Raw genomic sequence first — 18070 nt, forward strand, 5'->3', positions numbered from 1 at the left:
GCATCCCTGGGGCGGCTGAGGTAAACTCTCGCTTGGCCCGCCAGGCAGACGGAGAATTACGGGACAGGCGGCCGACAGTCCTTACGCCGGCCTTATCTTCTTCTGATCCTTTGCCCATTGTCGTTATGGGGGTTGCTGCCGATGGGAATTTATAGCTTCGGCGACTTCGAGCTTAACGAGGATACACGCGCCCTTCGTCTCGCCGGAAGCGAGATCGAGACGCAGCCCTTGGTGTTCGATTTCCTCGCCATTCTGCTGCGGCATCAGGACCGAGCAATGAGCAAGGACGAGCTGCTCGAAATGCTGTGGCCCGACGTGACGGTAACCGAGGCTTCACTGCAGCGCGTGGCGAGCCTTGCCCGCAGCATTCTTCGCCAGGGCGGCATGGAGACGGCGCTGCGCAACCTGCCCCGCTTCGGCTACCGGATCTGCCTCGACAAGCTGGCCGCGGCGGAAACGGCAGCTCGGGCCGATGCGGGCAGCAAGCCGTCAAGCCCAGGCTCGCCGATCCTGGCCGCGCGCGCCGCCGCCGCGGCGCGAAAATGGCACGAGGCCGCGGCCGCTTTTGCCGAGGCGGATGCCGCCGACGAGTTGCTGACGGCCGACCTCGAAGAATGGGCACTGGCGCTGGAATGCGTGGGGCGGCCGTCAGAAGCGATCCCGCTCCTGACGCGCGCGGCAACGGAATACGGCGTGGCCGGCGAACGCCTGCGAGCGGCTTCCCCGGCAATCACCCTCGCCATGATTCATCTCGAGAGAGGAGAGCTCGCCGCGGCCAACGGATGGCACAAGCGTGCCGCGCAGCTGATCGACAAAGCAACGGAGAGCAGGGAACATGGGCTCTGGTGCTGGATGGGCGCGCGCATCAAGGGTGCGGAGGCCGAGCCGGAGCATGCGCTTGCTCTTGCCGAGCAAGCCTTCGAGGTCGGCAAAAATCTCGAAGATCCAGTCGTGGAATCGCTCGGTCTCATCTATCGCGGCTTTTTCAAGCTCTGCCTTGGGGAAACAAAATCCGGGCAGGAGGACCAGGATTTTGCCGCGGCACTCGGTCTCTCCAGCGACGTCGACCCGATCGTCGGCGGCATCCTCTATTGCAATATTTTGTGGGCCTGCCGGAATTTCGGCGACTGGGCGAGGGCCAATCAATGGACCCTCAGCTACGAGGGCTGGTGCAGAGGGCACGGGCTGGAGGAACTCACGGGCTCGTGCCGGCTGCACCGGGCCGAAGTGCTCGGCGTTCATGGCACGCTGAAAGAGGCGGAAGCGCTGGTCCGCGCCGCGCTCGATCAGCTTGCGCTCGACGCGCCTTGGGCAACGGGCGATGCGCTGCGCGTCCTGGGTGACATTCATCTTGCCGCCGGCGATTTCGCCCAGGCGGAAGCAGCCTATCGCGCCTCCCACGCCGCGGGCTGGGACCCGCAGCCCGGCCTTGCGCTGCTGCAGCTCGAGCAGGGGCAGGCAGAGGCCGCTTTCAGCGCGCTCGAGCGGTCCCTGGTTGGGAACCGCTGGCCAACCCTGCAGCGGCGGGGCATGGTTCTCGCCACGCTTGCCAAGGTAGCGGCGCGGACCGACCGGCCGGAGCGCGCCAACGAGGTGATCGCCGAACTGGAAAGCGAGCCGCAGCGTTGGCCGATGGCCTCGATCCGAGCGCTGGCCGCCGAGGCCAAGGCGGAACTGTTTATGCGGGAAAATCGCCTCACCGAAGCGGTGCGGGAGCTGCAGATCGCATGCTCGCATTGGGCCGAGATCGGCTCGCCTACCAACTGCGCGGAGGCCAGGCTTTCGCTCGCGGCGCTTCTCATCCAACTCGGCGACCGAACCGGCGCGGAGCTGGAGCTCGGCACCGTTCTGGCGGTCGCGAAGAAAGTGGATTCGCCCCGACTCATGCGGCGGCACGAGGCGCTCAAGGGTCTGCTTTCCGGTGTTCAGATGACGGCAGCTGCCGGCGCATAAGTCATGCTGCCGCTTGAGGTCCGGCCAGGGTGGTGGCATGACGGGGGAAATCCCCCAAGGTCCAGCATGAGCAGCGCAAAACAAATCATCGTCATCGGCGCCGGTATCATCGGCGCTTCGATCGCCTGGCATCTGGCGAAGGCGGGAGCGCGCGTGACTGTCGTTTCCGAAAGCGGCGCCGGCGGTGTCGCGACGCCCAATTCCTTCGCCTGGATCAATGCCAGTTGGGGCAATCCCGAGACCTATTTCCGGCTGCGCACCCGCGCCATGGCCGAATGGAAGCGTTTGGCGGGCGAGTTGCCCGGGCTGCCGCTCGCCTGGTGCGGCGGCCTTTGCTTCGACCTGCCGCCGGACAGGCTCGAAGCCTATGCGGCCGAACACTCGTCATGGGGTTATGGCATCGAGCGGGTCGACGCCAAGCGGGCGGGGCAAATCGAGCCCAACCTCGTCGAGCCACCTGACTTCGCCGTCTACGTCGCGGAGGAAGGCGTGGCCGAGCCGGCCGCAACTGCCAGGGCGCTTCTGGCGGACGCCGAACGGCTTGGCGCGCGCGTGATCGCCGGCACCGTAGAGAGGCTGGCATTGACTGCAGGCCGGGTCACCGGCGTGGTGGTTTCCGGTGAAGCAATCAGCGCGGACAACATCGTCATCGCGGCCGGCACCGGCGCGCCGGCGGTCGCCGCAACGGCTGGCATCAGATTGCCAATCGAGACGCCGCCCGGCTTGATCGTGCATTCGCGCCCTTACAAGAAGCTGCTCAACGGTTTGGTGCATGCCGAGAGATTGCATATGCGCCAGACGGCCGAGGGCCGCATCATCGCCGGCTCGGATTTCGCCGGCGGCGATCCGGGAGAAAATCCGGAAGCTACGGCGCGCGACTTGTTCGCGGTCATGAAGGCTGCACTGCATGGCGCGGACGGGCTGGAATTCGAATTCCACACGGTCGGCTACCGGCCTAATCCGACCGATGGTTTTCCGATCATCGGGCGCGCCCAGAGCGTCGACGGCCTCTACATCGCAGTCATGCATTCGGGCATCACGCTGGCGCCGGCCGTCGGTTTGTTTGCCGCGCGCGAAATCCTCGAAGGCGAGCGCGATCCGCTGCTCAAGCCTTACGGACTGGAGCGTTTTGCGTAGTCGAACTCGTTGCCGGGCGACGTCTGTAGAGAGGTAGCGCTCTCCGGTTAGCCGTAGAGCGCCCACCGGGCCGTTGCTGGGGCAAAAGGCCGGACGCTGGTGCTGTCCCGGGTCATGGTCACGAAGCTCGACTGCGGAATCTCATGCCATGCGCGGCCATCGCGCTCGAAAGGTTCGGAGACGATGCAGCGTCCCGCGCGTTTGGCGAAGGCCGCGGTATAGAGGGTCGGCGCGTGATCGTCAGTGGCGTAGCGAACGGCGTGAAGCGCCTTCCCATCGCTGAAGGCAGCCGTGAGCTTTAGCGACGGCTCGATGCCGGCACGGCGCGAAGCCTCGATGACATGACTTGTGACACGTGACACGGCGCCATATGGATCGATCGAGAGTCCAGCGCCGAGCATCAGGCGGAAGAGGAGTTCGGAATCGGTCGTCCCTTCAAGCTGATCGAACAGCGCATCGGAAAGCGTGTTCTCCAGCCGGCGGCGGATCTTTTCAAAACCGCCGATCTGACCGTTGTGCATGAACGACCACTGGCCCGAGATGAACGGGTGGCAGTTCATGCGGCTGGTGGCGCCGCCGGTCGAGGCGCGGACGTGGGCAAGGAACAGCCCCGACTTGATCTGCCGGCCAAGGCTTTTCAGATTGGGGTCGGACCAGGCCGGCAGGATGTCGCGGTAGAGGCCCGGCTCCGGCCGATCGCCATACCAGGCCACGCCGAAGCCGTCGGCATTGGTTGGAGTTCTCGCCTCCCGCGCGTGACTGCTCTGCGCAATCAGCGAATGGGAAGGCGCGGCGATGACGTCTTCGAGGAAGATCGCGTCGCCGAGATAGGCAGCCCACCTGCACATTGTCCTGTCATCCCTCTGTTCGTGCGTTTTCAGGCGCGCGAATGATTTCCATTCGCCGCTCGTCGGGCGCCACAGATGACAGGGCAACGGTTTAACGTCCTTACGCTGCGCTTATGTTTTGCTGATCCTTGGTTCAGCCCACCAGCGCCAGCGGGGCCACGGCCGGCCCAAATGGCTGAATGCTGGTGCCACCCCTCGTCATGGTGACGAAGCTCGAGGGCGGGATCGCCTGCCATTCGCCGCCGTCGCGGTCGAAGGGCTCGGAGACGATGCAATGGCCGGCGCGCCTGGCGAAGGCGCCGGTGTAGAGCGTCGGCGCATGGTCGTCGGTGGCATAGCGCACGGCGTAGAGCGCCTCACCATCGGAAAAGGCGGCGGTCAGTTTCAGGGCCGGCTCGATGCCGGCCCGGCGCGAGGCTTCGACGACGCGGCCGGTTGCCCGCGACACCGCACCTTGCGGGTCCATCGCCAGCCCCTGGTCGATCATCAGGAGAAAGAAGAGTTCGGAATCGGTGGTGCCTTCGCGCTGGTCGAAGACGTGGTCGCAGAGCGAATTCTCCAGCGCGCGACGGATCTTCTCGAACCCGCCGATCTGGCCATTATGCATGAACGACCAGCGGCCGGAGACGAAGGGATGGCAGTTCATGCGGCTGGTGGCGCCGCCCGTCGAGGCGCGGACATGAGCGAGGAACAGGCCGGATTTGATCTGGCGGCACAGGCTCTTCAGATTGGGATCGGACCAGGCCGGCAGGATGTCGCGATAGAGGCCGGGCTCGGGCCGTTCGCCATACCAGGCGAGACCAAAGCCGTCGCCATTGGTCGGCGACTTGGCTTCCTGGGCGCAGTGGCTTTGTGCAATCAGCGAATGGCAGGGCGCGGTGATGATGTCTTCGAGGAAGACCGCTTCACCGAGATAGGCCGCCCACCGGCACATCGCATTCCACCATCTATCAGGCGCGATCCATCAGAGCCGCCGGCTCCTTGACCGCGTGCGAGCCTCGGTTGTGCGTGCGCTCATAGAGCTCACGAACGATTCGGCTCGCCGTAGTTTCGAACAGAAACGGCAAGAAAGCGTGAACGAGCGCGGCGCCCGCCGCCATCGACAGGCGCGAGCAGAACCAGGCGGCAAAGGCCATATGGCCGAAATAGGTCTCGCCGACCTTTTCCGGGTGAGCCGTGAACAGTGCCGTGAACCGAGTCGCCATGGTGATCCCTCCTGCCGGGATGAGCCCCGATGGTGAGTATCTTGCCACGCGGCTTTGGTTCATCGGTCCCAATTTGTCCTTGCTTTTGGCTGTTTGGTGGGACATTTATCCCAATATGTCGGCTGATATCGATGAGATTGATCGAAGATTGCTGGCCGAGCTGCAGCGCGACGGCACGCTTTCGGTCGACCAGCTTTCGGAGCGGGTAGCGCTTTCGCGCAATGCCTGCTGGCGGCGCGTCAAGCGGCTGGAGGAGGATGGCGTGATCACCGGCCGCGTCGCCCTCGTCGATGCCGACAAGCTGGGGCTCGGCCTCTCGGTCTTCATCCTGATCCGCACCTCCAACCACGACCCGGACTGGCTGCAGAAGTTTCGCGCGGCAGTCACCGGCTTCGCCGAGATCACCGGCGTCTACCGCATGTCGGGCGACCTCGACTATGTGCTGAGGGCTCGCGTCGCCGACGTGAAGGCCTATGACCGCCTCTACCAGCGGCTGATCGCCAAGGTGGCGCTGTCGGATGTTTCGGCCTCCTTCGTCATGGAGGAGATCAAGGAGACGACCGTGGTGCCGGTGGAACTGCGCTGACGGGCAGCGGAACCCGAAGCGAAAGAAAGCCGTTGATAGGTCCCGATCCCGAGTTGACCGAATCGGCATTCGCGCCGATAGGAATGGGCTCATGCGCACCGCTCTCTATCCTACCTCCGTCATCGGCCCCGCCGTCGGTTTCGTCAGGCTCCCGCATGGCGAGGGCCTGCCTCTGCCGGCCTATGAGAGCGCCGGCGCGGCAGGCATGGATTTGCGGGCCGCCGTGCCGGAAGACCGGCCGCTGCTGATCCTGCCGGGGAAACGCGCGCTGGTGCCGACTGGGCTGGTCCTGGAAATCCCCGAAGGCATGGAAGGCCAGGTGCGGCCGCGCTCGGGCCTTGCCTTCAAGCATGGCCTCACCGTCCTCAACTCGCCCGGCACCGTCGACAGCGACTATCGCGGCGAGGTGAAAGTGCTGCTGGTCAATCTCGGCGACGAGGATTTCGCGGTGACGCGCGGCATGCGCATCGCCCAGATCGTCTTTGCCGCCGTGACACAGGTTAAGGTCGAGGAGCGCGCGCTGGCCGGCGGCACGACGCGCGGCGCAGGCGGTTTCGGGTCCACCGGCACCGTCTAATGCAAGTTCCAAAACTGGTCATCTTCGACTGCGACGGGGCTTTGGTCGATACGGAAAACCTTGCCAATCGGCGCCTCGCTGAATGGCTGAGCGCCGCCGGGTTTACGACGAACTTCGAATATTGTCGCAAGAACTTTTCCGGCCGCAGCATGGCCTCGGTGCAGAAAGAGATCGAGGAGACGACAGCGGTCCGGCTCGGCGCCGACTTCGTCGAGCGCTGGAATGCTGGCCTGCCCGATCTCTTTTCGCACGGCGTCGAGGCAATTCCCTATGTGCGCGAGTTCGTCGAGGCCGTCCGCGCCGCCGGCATCGCCTATTGCGTCGCTTCCTCGGCGCGGGTTTCGAAGATGCACATCACGCTCGGCCAAACCGGGCTTTTGCCGCTGTTCGAGCACGCCATGTTCTCCTCCACCATGGTCGGGCGCGGCAAGCCGTTCCCGGATCTCTTCCTGCATGCGGCCAAGACCATGGGCTTCGCGCCCGCCGATTGCATCGTCATCGAGGACAGCGTCGCGGGAACGCAAGCGGGCATTGCCGCCGGCATGCGTGTGTTCTCCTACCACGCCGATCCGCTCACCGACCGCGATGGCTTGGCAGCAGCCGGCGGTATCTTGTTCGACGACATGCGCGACCTGGCCAAGCTGGTGCCGATCCGCTGATCATACCCGGCTGCGCACCGCAAAACGCCGTGCTAGCGTGAGCGCATCCGAGGGGGTGCGGTCCGTGATTTCCATACTATGCCGTTTCATGCTCGCCTGCCTGCTGCTGCCGTGCCTGTGGGCGGCCGCGCTGGCCCAGGACGTCAGCTTTCCGGAACTGAGCAGCGCTGTCGGAGGTCGTCAGGACGTCACCTATCTCGATCTTGCCAAGATGGTCGTCCCCGACCTGAAGGCAGGCGCCAACGGCTTCTACGACGGCAGCGCCCCAATCGATGTGCGGGACATCCTCGGCGGCGAAGAGGGCGGCTCGCCGCCCGAGACCGTCAACCTGCCGAACGCTGCGGTGCTCGCCGTCAAGGCCGGCGGCAAGGACCGATTGGCGATGCTTCTCGACCTCGGCCAGTCGCAGGACAGCGCCGAAGGTTTCGCGGTGCTGGCGCTCTACGACCTGGCGGGCAAGCCAAAGCTGCTCGATGCTGTGAATGTCGCAGTCGACAGGCTCACCTCTTTTCGCGAACCTGCCAAAGTTTCGATCGCCGCCGGCGACGATGCCATCGTGACCACGAGCACGCATTTCAACTCGAACCAGGGCTATGCCGGCACCATGCTGATCATGGTCCACAACGACCGCTTCTCGCTGATCGACGCGATCTATACGTTCGACGAGAATTACTGCGCCTATAGGCGCACGCAGAACCCGACTTTCCGGAGTCTCAGTGGCCACAAGTCTTATGCGCCCATCAAGGCCACGGTGACGGACGCGACGGTGCCGAGCGGCGAAAGCTGCGACGAGGTATCGCCAAAGGCCAGCTCTCACGACATTTCCGTCACCTATCGTTGGGACAAGGCCAAGTCGCGCTATGTCCGGAATTCCGATGCCTTCGAGAAATTGTCAGCAGAGAACGAGAAACGCTTCTGAAGGAAACGCATTTATTTGCCCGGCCCCGGCCCACGCGATAAATTCCTCGCACGACCCCGCTCATGATTGAGGACCCGCCATGGACAAGGGCAAGATTTTTCGCGATCTGCATGCCTCCACCTTCGTCATGCCCAACCCCTGGGACGTCGGCACGACAAAGCTTCTCGCTTCATTCGGCTTCAAGGCGCTGGCCACGACCAGCGCCGGCTTCGCCTTCTCGCGCGGCCTGCCGGACGGCGCCGTGACCTTCGAGGCCATGATCCACCATTGCCGCGACGTGACCGCGGCAACCGACCTGCCGGTTTCGGCCGATCTGGAGCGCGGCAAGGGAGACAGCCCCGAGCAGGCAGCCGAAACCATCTTCGCGGCGGAGGCCGCAGGCCTTGCCGGCTGCTCGATCGAGGACCACACGGGCGACCGCGCCAACCCGATCTACGATTTCTCGCTGGCGACCGAACGCGTCGCGGCCGCCGTCGAGGCGGCCCGGGCGCTCAAGCACGATTTCGTCTTCACTGCGCGGGCCGAGAATTTCCTGTGGGGCAAGACGGACCTCGACGACACCATCAAGCGGCTGCAGGCCTTCGAGAAGGCCGGCGCCGACGTGCTTTATGCGCCCGGCATCAGCGACGTCGAAATGGTGCGCACGATCTGCTCGTCGGTGAGCCGTCCAGTCAATGTGATGGCCCGGCCGGGCTTCACCATCGCCGACCTCGCCATGGCCGGCGTCAAGCGCATCTCGCTCGGCCCGTGGCTGACCAATTTCGCCTATGGCATGCTGGAAACAGCGGCGCGCGAAATCCAGCAGGACGGCACGTTCGGCTTCACCAGCGCGGCGATGCCGTTCGGCAAGTTGCAGGCGTTGTTTCGCGGCGGCGCGGCCGAGCAGGACTAGATCGGCTTTCGCGCCGAAACAGCCTTGTGCAGATGCACCATCATGGCGGCCGCGAAAAGCGGCGTCAGAAGGTTGAGCAGCGGCACGGCGAGGAACACCGCGATGACCAATCCGGCCAGGAACACCGTGCCGGCATGTTTGCGGCGCAGCGCCTTGGCCTCGGCCTCGGGGCGAAACCGCATGGCGGCGAATTCGAAGAATTCCCGGCCAAGCAGGTAGCCGTTAACGACGAAGAAGGCGGCAATGTTGATGCCAGGCACCAGAAGCAAGAGCAACGCGACGATGTTGCCGAGGACCACCACGCCGAAGAACTTGATGGCCAGCACAAGCGAATGCAGCGCCGGCACGGCGCGGCCGGGCGGATCGTTGGGATAGTCGGTACGCTCGACCACTTCAGCGACATCGTCGAGGAACAGACCGGCGACGATCGCCGTGACCGGGGCGATGAGCAAAGCCATCCCCACCGCCAGCACGATGCCGGCAATGATGGCGCTGAGCCATCCGGCCCAGGATGGCAGGCCCGGCAGCAACGTCTGCAGCCACGGCCAGGCCAGCCATTCGAGCAGGCTTTCCAGGCCAACCCACAGCGCCAGCAAAGCGAGTAGCGTCAGCCCCAGCGTCTTGAGGAAGACGGAACGGAATTCGGGCGAGAACAGCCGGCTGGCGGCGGCGCGGGCAGCGTCCAGGATCACGGCGGATAGAACCCCTCATCGAGAAACGACGCCCCCGAGATAGGCGGCGAGAGAGAGCGGCGCAACTGCAAGGCGAGATCGTCGCCGACGGTTCACGCTTTTCCGGGGATCGCTCCGGCGCGTCGGGCGGGGATCGTCATCGCGGCAACGCCGGCGACGACGAAACCCATGCCGACCCAGGCCGTCGGTCCAAGGCTTTCGCCCAGGAAGACGGCGCCGATGCCGACGCCGATCGGCACGCGCAGATAGGCCTGCGAGGTGGTGCCGACCGAGCCCAGCGTGTGGATCAAGCGAAAATAGATGACGAAGGCCAGCGCCGTCGAAAAGACCGACAGCCCAAGCAGGGCCAGGATCGATGCCGCCGACGGCGCAAGCGTCCATGGCCGGTCGACGATCAGGCTGAGCGGCACGAGCATCGCCGCGCCGCAAAGCATCGAACCCGCGGCGGGGATCATCGGATCGAGGCCCTTGAAGCCGCGGCCGAAGATCGCCGCGCCGGCATAGGAGACCGTCGCGATGACGATCGCAAGCTGCGCCCACATTTGACGGCCAAGCCCGCCAAGCGCCTCCGTGCCGATGATGAGGCAGATGCCGACGATGCCGGCCCCGACACCGACGAGCTTGCGCGCCGTGACGGGCTCATGGCGCGTGATCAACGCCGTCAGCAGGAAGGTGAAGATCGGCGACGTCGAGTTGAGGATGGTGGCAAGGCCGGCATCGACCGAGCGCTCGGCGGCGGCGATCAGGGTGAAGGGCACGACGCTGTTAAGGCAGGCCTGGAAAGCGAACCGGCGCCACGTTACCGCGTCGGCAGGCATGGCAAGGCCGCGCCAGCGAATGATGGTGAACAGAATGGCCCCGGCGATCACGGCCCGGGCGGCGATGAAGGTGACAGGCGGGATCGTCTCGACGCCGATCTTGATGAAGGTGTAGGAAGCACCCCACAGCACCGCCAGGACGCCGAGCAGCGCAAGGTCGGCGGACATTTCGGTCTTTTCGGACATTCGTGGTTCGCACCCTTCAGCCTGTTGCCGTCGGTCGCCTTCTAGCCCGCGCTGCCGCGGAAATGTTTCCACCAAGATGAAACCTTAGCCGTCAGGATCGCGACTGTTGTGGGCCAGTTCGACGCGAACGCTGCCGCAGCCGGCGAACAATCGGCGCCGAGGCCGGCACCGCGGAAGCCGATGGCGATTTTCGGGGTAGGCAAAGCAGCGGCGACTCGCTAGACCCGCGCCCGGCCGGCATGCCAGATAGCCGGGTGGGTTCTTGGCGGAGATTTTGATGCCGGAATATGACGTGCTTTGCATCGGCAATGCCATTGTCGACATCATCGCGCAATGCGACGAGGCTTTTCTCGAGACCAACGGCATCATCAAGGGCGCGATGAACCTTATCGACGCCAGGCGCGCCGAACTGCTCTACAGCCGCATGGGGCCGGCGATCGAGGCTTCCGGCGGCAGCGCCGGCAACACGGCGGCCGGCGTCGCCAGCCTCGGCGGACGGGCCGCCTTCTTCGGCAAGGTTTCCAACGATTCGTTGGGCGAGATCTATACGCACGACATCCAGGCCCAGGGCGTGGCCTTCGACACCAGGCCGCTTACAGGCCAGCCGCCGACGGCGCGCTCGATGATCTTCGTCACGCCAGACGGCGAGCGTTCGATGAACACCTATCTCGGCGCCTGCGTCGAGCTTGGCCCGGAGGATGTCGAGGCAGACAAGGCGTCCGGCGCCAGGGTGACCTATTTCGAGGGTTATCTGTGGGATCCGCCACGCGCCAAGGAGGCTATCCGCCAGACTGCAAGGCTGGCACATGCGGCCGGCCGCGAGGTGTCGATGACGCTGTCGGATTCCTTCTGCGTCGACCGCTACCGCGACGAGTTCCTCGAGCTGATGCGCTCCGGCACCGTCGACATCGTCTTTGCCAACAGCCATGAGATCAAGTCGCTCTACCAGACCGCTTCCTTCGAGGAGGCGCTCGCCGCCATCCGCAAGGATTGCAGAATAGCCGCCGTCACCCGTTCCGAGAAAGGCTCGGTCATCGTGCGCGGCGACGAGACCGTCGCCATCCAGGCGACAAAGATCAAGGAGCTGGTCGATACGACCGGCGCCGGCGACCTCTATGCCGCCGGCTTCCTTTACGGCTACACGACCGGACGCAGCCTCAAGGAGTGCGGCGACCTCGGCTCGCTGGCGGCCGGTTTGGTGATCCAGCAGATCGGCCCGCGCCCGCGCCAGAACCTGCGTCGAGAGGCCGAGCAAGCGGGATTGCTCTAAGCAGTCCAGCGAAGCCAGGTTGCGTTCAGCGTCATCGCGAGCAGGCTCCAACTCGGCCTTTCTGTCGCGCCCCTGTCACAGAGCGCCCCTACACGCAAGCTGAGGCGTTCCGCGACTGACATTTCGGCACGCCAAACCAGGGGTGTGAAGATGCAAGCCAGCAACCTGCCGGGCCGCGGCGTCCGTTGCCGCCGCAATCTGTGCTTTCCGCGATAGAATTTCGGCAACCGCCGGCGCCTGGGGAGGAGCGCGGGCCACAAGACGAACGCATGACCAGACTTCAGACCCCGCCCGAGGGGATTTCGCAAGAGACCTTGGCAGGCCTAGTGGCCGAAGCCGTGCGGCAGGCATTGATGCAGCAAGGTGTCCTGCTGGATGCGCAGGCCCTGGTCTCAGCCAGCGCGCTCGCTGGCAGCGTGGCGGCCGCCCTCCCCTTTCTGCCGCCGGCGCAGCGCCATGCAATCGAACCCTTCAAGGGTGATTGGACCGCGCTCATCTCCGAGTTCTTCCGCATGATGCCGGAGAGAATAGCAAGCGGAGGTCCGACGGTGTCCGATCAGGCCTCCGGGCGCGTGCCGGAGGCGGGAAGGCTTCAAAATATCGCGGAACGCGCGGCCGATCTTCAATCGATGCTGCTTGAGGATTGGGCCGGCGAGGTCGCCGGCTCGACCTATCTGGAAGAGAAGCTGCGCATCCCGCGCTCGACACTGCATCGCTGGCAAAGGCGCGGCGAGGTCGTCGCGTTGCGCAAGGGCGGCCGCAAACATGTCTTCCCACTGGCCCAGTTCGTCGACGGCAGGCCGGTCCTGGGAATCAGCGACGTGCTGTCGGCGATCGCCAATCCGAGGCTCGCCTGGTTCTGGCTGACCCGCCCCGCGCCCGAGCTTAGCGGCCGCGTCCCTATCGAGATGTTGAGGGAAGACATGGTCGCGGACGTGGTCCGCGCCGCGCGCACCGTGTCCTGAGCGGTTCCGGCGATACCTTTTCTGCGCAACCGCGCGACAGAGTTTAGCCGGATAATTAAGTGTGATATAACTGTAATAATTGGCACATTTGGCACATTCTCGGAATTTCTTGGCGTTTCGATTGTATAAATTGTGCAATCTGTCCCAATTTTACAAATATATGACGTGATATTTTGGGCAACAAGACCTTTATAAGATTCAAAAAGACGCTTTTCCGACACAATCTCTGTTGTACGTGACGACCGATTAAGTCATGTCCAGAGCGAAGAAGCGGCGCCGGTGCGCGTACTTTTTCAACGATGGGGACGGGGGTGGCAGAAGCCGAACGGCATGTCAGGCCTGTCTTGAACCTTTGACTGGAGATTCAAGAAAATGAACATCAAGAGCCTTCTTCTCGGCTCCGCTGCGGCCCTGATCGCAGTTTCGGGCGCCCGCGCCGCCGACGCGGTGACCGTCGCCGAGCCAGAACCGGCCGAATACGTGAAGATCTGCGACGTCTATGGCGCCGGCTACTTTTACATCCCCGGCACCGAGACCTGCCTGCGCGTCGGCGGCTATGTCCGCTACGACGCCGGCGTGGGCGATGTCGGCTCGTTCGACGGCCGCACGGCCACCGACCATGAGGACGGCGATGCCCAGGACACATGGAAGAAGAACGCCCGCTTCAACCTGAAGACCTGGACCGGCCAGGAAACCGAGCTTGGCACTTTGAAGACCTACACCGAGACCAAATTCAATTTTCCGAACGGCGGCGCCACGAGTGTTTCGCTGAGCTTCGCCTGGATCCAGCTCGGCGGACTGCGAGTCGGTAAGGATGAATCGCCGTATGACGCGTTTATCGGCTACGCCGGCAACGTCATTCAGGACACGCTGATCCATTACGGCCAGAAAGATACCAACGTTGTCAGCTACTATTTCGACGCCGGCAGCGGCATCACGGGCGTGATTTCGCTCGAAGAAGGCTCGGACACTACGGGCTCGACGGGCATTTCCGGCACGATCGACAGCTATGTTCCCCATGTGGTCGGCGGCTTGAAGTACAAGGGCGACTGGGGTGCGATCACCGGCGTCGTCGCCTATGACAGCAATTACGAGGAAGTAGCGGGCAAGGTCCGCCTGGATGTCAATGTCAGCAAAGAGCTGTCGCTGTTCATCATGGGCGGCTATGGTACCGACGACAATCTCAACGATCCGGCCTATGCGATCCCAGGTCGAGGCCGCGGCTTCTACAAGCCGTGGGGCGGCAACTGGGCTGTCTGGGGCGGCGGCACCTACAAGTTCAACGAGAAGACCTCGTTCAACCTCCAGGTCTCGGCCGATGATGCCAAGAACGCCGCCGTCGCGGCAAACATAGCCTATACGATCGTTCCCGGCTTCACGATCACTACCGAAGTTGACTATGTCCATGACGGCAAGTTCGGCGACGCCGACGATTTCAACTGGACCAAGGCCGACAAGAAAAACAGCGTCGGCGGCATCGTCCGCTTCCAGCGCTCGTTCTGATCGAACCCACCACCTCATACGGAAAGGGCCCGCGGCAGATGCCGCGGGCCTTTTTGTTTGATCCTAAGCAGGGCCTTTGACGCGCCGGCTGCTGGTCAATTCCCCGCCGTATAGGCCGCGATCGCCGCCATGTTGACGATGTCGCTATCCTTGGCATTGAGCGAGACGATCTGGACCGGCTTGTTCAAGCCGACCAGCAGCGGGCCGATGACGGTCGAGCCGCCGAGTTCTTGCAGCATCTTGGTCGAGATCGAGGCGGAATGGAATGCCGGCATGATCAGCACATTGGCCGGGCCGGTGAGCCTGATGAACGGATATTGCGCCATTGAGCGCGGGTTCAGCGCCACGTCGGCGGCCATCTCGCCGTCATACTCGAAATCGACGCGGCGCTTGTCGAGGATGCGCACCGCCTCCTGCACGCGCTCGGAACGCTCGCCCTGCGGATGGCCGAAGGTGGAATAGGCGAGCATGGCAATTCTCGGCTCGTAGCCCATGCGGCGGGCAAAGCCCGCGGCCTCCTCGGCGATGTCGGCGATCTGCTCGGCGTTCGGCATGTCGTGCACGGCGGTGTCGGCGACGAGCACGGTCCTGCCGCGCGCGAGCACGATCGACACGCCGATCACGCGGTGGCCGGGCTTGGCGTCGATGATGCGGCGCACGTCGTCCAGCGCGGTGGAATAGTTGCGGGTGACGCCGGTGACGATGCCGTCGGCGTCGCCCAGCGCCACCATGCAGGCGGCGAAATGGTTGCGGTCGTTGTTGATCAGGCGCTGGCAGTCGCGGAACAGGAAGCCTTTCCGCTGCATGCGCTCGTAGAGATAGTCGGTGTAGATGCCGTTGCGGCGCGACAGCCTGGCGTTGATGATCTCGATGCCCTGCTTGTTGAGATCGATGCCGGCATTGCGGGCGTTGTCCTTGATGATGTCGTCGCGGCCGAGCAGGATCGCCGTGCCGAGTTTCTGGTTCACATAGGAGACCGCGGCGCGCATCACCTGCTCCTCCTCGCCCTCGGCGAAGACGATGCGCTTGGGCTGGCGGCGCACGCGGTCGTAGATGCGCTGCAAGGTCGAAGCGATCGGGTCGCGGCGGGCGGACAGTTCCTGCGCATAGCGGTCGAGATCGAGGATCGGCTTGCGCGCGACGCCGGATTCCATCGCCGCCTTGGCCACGGCCAGCGGAATCGCCGAGATCAGGCGTGGGTCGAACGGCACGGGGATGATGTAGTTGGGGCCGAATTTCGGCCGGTTGCCCTGATAGGCGGCGGCGACATCGTCCGGCACGTCCTGGCGCGCCAGCTCGGCCAGCGCCCTGGCCGCCGCGATCTTCATCGCGTCATTGATGGTGGTGGCGCGCACATCCAGCGCGCCCCGGAAGATATAGGGGAAGCCCAGCACATTGTTGACTTGGTTCGGGTAGTCCGAGCGGCCGGTCGCCATGATGGCGTCGGTTCGGATCTCGCCGACTTCCTCCGGCGTGATTTCCGGATCGGGGTTGGCCATGGCGAAGATGATCGGGTTCTTCGCCATCGACTGCACCATGGCGGGGGTCAACGTGCCTTTTGCGGACAGGCCGAGGAAGACGTCGGCGCCGTCCAGCGCCTCGGCAAGGCTGCGCGCCTCGGTCTTGACCGCATGCGCCGACTTCCACTGGTTCATGCCCTCGGTGCGGCCCTGATAGACGACGCCCTTGGTGTCGCACAGGATGATGTTTTCCGGCGCAAAGCCCATCGCCTTCATCAGTTCGATACAGGCGATGCCGGCCGCGCCCGCGCCGTTGCAGACCATCCTGGTGGTCTTCATGTCGCGGCCGGTGATCTCCAGCGCGTTGATCAGCCCGGCGGCCGAGATGATTGCCGTGCCGTGCTGGTCGTCGTGGAAAACCGGGATGTCCATCAATTCGCGCAGCCGCTGCTCGATGATGAAGCACTCCGGCGCCTTGATGTCCTCGAGATTGATGCCGCCGAAGGAAGGCCCGAGGAAGCGCACGCAGTTCACGAACTCGTCGGCATCCTCGGTATCGACTTCAAGGTCGACCGAATCGACATCGGCGAAGCGCTTGAACAGCACGGACTTGCCTTCCATCACCGGCTTGGAGGCCAGCGCGCCGAGGTTGCCGAGGCCGAGGATGGCGGTGCCGTTGGAGATGACGGCGACCATGTTGCCGCGCGTCGTGTAATCGAAGGCGCGGCTCGGATCCTCGGCGATGGCGCGCACGGGGACGGCAACGCCCGGCGAATAGGCGAGGCTCAGATCGCGTTGCGTCGCCATCGGCTTGGTGGCGACGATCTCCAGCTTGCCGGGCCGCCCCATGGCATGGAATTCCAGCGCCTCCTCGGGACTGACGGAGGGGCCGCTGCTTTCGGTTTTCCTGGCCATGATACCTGACGTTTTCCTCACCAATTCGCGCTCTTTAGGCGAGCGCATTCTTTTGAACTACCGCTTAAGGCCATACTCGGCCGCTGTAAACCGCCAAGCGAACTAGTGACAGCGTTCCTCCGCGCTGCCGTCGACAGTCAAATCTTGCCCGATTGTATCGCCTCGATCTCGCGCAGGTGCTCGCGCACCTGGGCCCAGCGCGTCAGCCCAGAAGTGCCGGCGAACGGCCACTCGGATAAGGGAGGATCATCGCTTCCCATGCGTTGCTTGAGCGCCGAGAGATAGACCATCAGTTCCAACCGTTCCGCCTTTACCCTTTCTAGCGTGCGGCCGCGAATCTCCTCCCGCGGTATGGCCCGGTCGCGAAGCCGCTCGACCGCGCGGCGGATCGCGGGCGGCTCCGGCTCCGCGATGATGCAGTAGTCCGGATCGAAATAGACGTCGCGGCCGCCGATGCTCGGTGTCGAGACGATCGGCAGCCCGGCCAGCAGATACTCCATGCTGGAATACATTGCCCCTTCCACCGCCGACAGGCAGAGCCCGACCGCGGCCTGGTTGTAGACGCGGTTGACCTCGCCGGAGGTCAGCCGGCCGGGCAGGCCATCAATGAGCGGATTGGCGATGCTGTGAAGCGGCGATTGCGCCTGCAGGCGGCGAAGGAAGGCGCGGTCGCCGGCCGGCGGCAATTCGCCGATCGAGGACGTCACATGAACCAGTCTTTCGATCTCGAAGGCGAGATAGTGCCGCTTGGTGTGCGAGATGCGGCCGTTGCAGACGGCATCGTACTCGATCGGCACGTCCGGCAGCGGCCGGAAGACGTCTTCCGAGATCATCAGATTGTGATTGGAGAAGATCGCATTGCCGCCAACGCCTGCAATCAGGCGTCGCTCTTCCTCTGTGTTGCAGAGAAAGATCAGCTCGTGCTTGGGGCAAACCTTGGCGAACCAGGCGAGATCCTTGCGTATCTGCTCGACGACGGCCGGCCGTTCCAGCGTCCAGTTCGGCATCAGAAGGAAGGTAGCGCGCCGTGGCGCAAGGCGTCGGCAGAAGGCGGCGAGCGCGTAGAGAGGGCGCCTGCCGCCGACAGGTACATAGAGGATCAACGGATCGCGGCTGAAGATGTGGAGAGGCATGTCGATGCTGCCATCGAGGCCCGAGATCGGCCCGCGTGCCGGAAGGATGAAGGGCAGCCGTATCCGTGTCCACGCCTTGATCTTGGTTCTGGTTCGGTTGGCCCGGTTGGAGGCAAGAAGCCGAATACGGCCGAACGGCGAGCCGGCGGGACCGACCATTTCCTCGAACGTCTCGTGCCCGTCCTTCTTCATCGCCCCACCATGTTCTCATGGGCCCGGACGATCCATATGTCGGCCGACCTCATGAGGCAACATGCCTTGCGCACCCTGTCCTGCTGATGGCGCAACCGCCCAGTCTTCCCCTGCTTTTCGCGCCGCCGGCATTAAACCGGGCTGCCACTTCTGCTAGCGT

Annotated in this window: 17 protein-coding genes; 10 read left to right on the plus strand and 7 right to left on the minus strand. The window is 64.2% G+C overall.

The window, feature by feature from the left end:
- The first annotated feature begins 141 nt into the window (after positions 1-141).
- Entirely contained in the window at positions 142-1953 is a 1812-nt protein-coding gene (locus tag EN862_RS26445; RefSeq protein WP_127866438.1) for a winged helix-turn-helix domain-containing protein, read from the plus strand.
- Between the two features lie 66 nt (positions 1954-2019).
- Entirely contained in the window at positions 2020-3090 is a 1071-nt protein-coding gene (locus EN862_RS26450) for an FAD-binding oxidoreductase (protein ID WP_127866439.1), read from the plus strand.
- Between the two features lie 47 nt (positions 3091-3137).
- On the opposite strand, the gene EN862_RS26455 is transcribed toward EN862_RS26450, so the two are convergent.
- From EN862_RS26455 to EN862_RS26465, 3 genes are all read right to left on the minus strand, one after another.
- On the minus strand, positions 3138-3938 hold the full coding sequence (locus EN862_RS26455; protein ID WP_127866440.1) for a class II glutamine amidotransferase: 801 nt from the start codon (positions 3936-3938) through the stop codon (positions 3138-3140).
- 133 nt (positions 3939-4071) lie between these two features.
- Positions 4072-4872: a class II glutamine amidotransferase gene (locus tag EN862_RS26460; protein ID WP_127866441.1), complete on the minus strand. Its 801-nt coding sequence runs from the start codon at positions 4870-4872 to the stop codon at positions 4072-4074.
- 16 nt (positions 4873-4888) lie between these two features.
- On the minus strand, positions 4889-5143 hold the full coding sequence (locus EN862_RS26465) for a DUF6356 family protein (RefSeq protein WP_127866442.1): 255 nt from the start codon (positions 5141-5143) through the stop codon (positions 4889-4891).
- A 115-nt stretch (positions 5144-5258) separates the two neighbouring features.
- Between EN862_RS26465 and EN862_RS26470 the strand changes: the two genes are divergently transcribed.
- From EN862_RS26470 to EN862_RS26490, 5 genes are all read left to right on the plus strand, one after another.
- Positions 5259-5729 carry an Lrp/AsnC family transcriptional regulator gene (locus EN862_RS26470; RefSeq protein WP_127866443.1) on the plus strand — a complete coding sequence of 157 codons (471 nt, stop codon included), beginning with the start codon at positions 5259-5261 and terminating at the stop codon, positions 5727-5729.
- A gap of 91 nt (positions 5730-5820) precedes the next feature.
- Positions 5821-6306, plus strand: a complete 486-nt coding sequence (gene dut / locus EN862_RS26475; RefSeq protein ID WP_127866444.1) for a dUTP diphosphatase — start codon at positions 5821-5823, stop codon at positions 6304-6306.
- Complete coding sequence (locus EN862_RS26480; RefSeq protein WP_127866445.1) at positions 6306-6965, plus strand: HAD family phosphatase; 660 nt, start codon at positions 6306-6308, stop codon at positions 6963-6965. Before dut ends, EN862_RS26480 begins: the two co-directional genes overlap by 1 nt.
- 64 nt (positions 6966-7029) lie before the next feature.
- Positions 7030-7884 carry a hypothetical protein gene (locus EN862_RS26485; RefSeq protein WP_127866446.1) on the plus strand — a complete coding sequence of 285 codons (855 nt, stop codon included), beginning with the start codon at positions 7030-7032 and terminating at the stop codon, positions 7882-7884.
- 79 nt (positions 7885-7963) lie between these two features.
- Positions 7964-8776, plus strand: a complete 813-nt coding sequence (locus EN862_RS26490) for an oxaloacetate decarboxylase (protein WP_127866447.1) — start codon at positions 7964-7966, stop codon at positions 8774-8776.
- Here the strand turns inward: EN862_RS26490 and EN862_RS26495 are convergent.
- On the minus strand, positions 8773-9468 hold the full coding sequence (locus EN862_RS26495; RefSeq protein ID WP_127866448.1) for a sulfate transporter family protein: 696 nt from the start codon (positions 9466-9468) through the stop codon (positions 8773-8775). The two genes, EN862_RS26490 and EN862_RS26495, sit on opposite strands and share 4 nt — an antisense overlap.
- A gap of 92 nt (positions 9469-9560) precedes the next feature.
- On the minus strand, positions 9561-10472 hold the full coding sequence (locus EN862_RS26500) for an EamA family transporter (protein ID WP_127866449.1): 912 nt from the start codon (positions 10470-10472) through the stop codon (positions 9561-9563).
- Between the two features lie 277 nt (positions 10473-10749).
- On the opposite strand from EN862_RS26500, the gene EN862_RS26505 reads away from it, so the two are divergent.
- From EN862_RS26505 to EN862_RS26515, 3 genes are all read left to right on the plus strand, one after another.
- Positions 10750-11742, plus strand: a complete 993-nt coding sequence (locus tag EN862_RS26505) for an adenosine kinase (protein WP_127866450.1) — start codon at positions 10750-10752, stop codon at positions 11740-11742.
- A gap of 269 nt (positions 11743-12011) precedes the next feature.
- A complete protein-coding gene (locus EN862_RS26510; protein WP_127866451.1) occupies positions 12012-12707 on the plus strand; it encodes an antitoxin Xre/MbcA/ParS toxin-binding domain-containing protein in 696 nt (231 codons plus the stop codon).
- Positions 12708-13079: 372 nt separating this feature from the next.
- Positions 13080-14210 (plus strand): porin, encoded by a 1131-nt coding sequence (locus EN862_RS26515; protein WP_127866452.1) that lies wholly within the window; start codon positions 13080-13082, stop codon positions 14208-14210.
- Between the two features lie 95 nt (positions 14211-14305).
- Here the strand turns inward: EN862_RS26515 and EN862_RS26520 are convergent, their stop codons facing one another.
- Positions 14306-16585: an NADP-dependent malic enzyme gene (locus EN862_RS26520; RefSeq protein WP_127866453.1), complete on the minus strand. Its 2280-nt coding sequence runs from the start codon at positions 16583-16585 to the stop codon at positions 14306-14308.
- A gap of 137 nt (positions 16586-16722) precedes the next feature.
- Positions 16723-17910 carry a glycosyltransferase gene (locus EN862_RS26525; protein ID WP_127866454.1) on the minus strand — a complete coding sequence of 396 codons (1188 nt, stop codon included), beginning with the start codon at positions 17908-17910 and terminating at the stop codon, positions 16723-16725.
- Between the last annotated feature and the right edge of the window lie 160 nt (positions 17911-18070).

It is taken from the genome of Mesorhizobium sp. M2E.F.Ca.ET.219.01.1.1 (assembly GCF_004016445.2).
Lineage (GTDB): Bacteria > Pseudomonadota > Alphaproteobacteria > Rhizobiales > Rhizobiaceae > Mesorhizobium.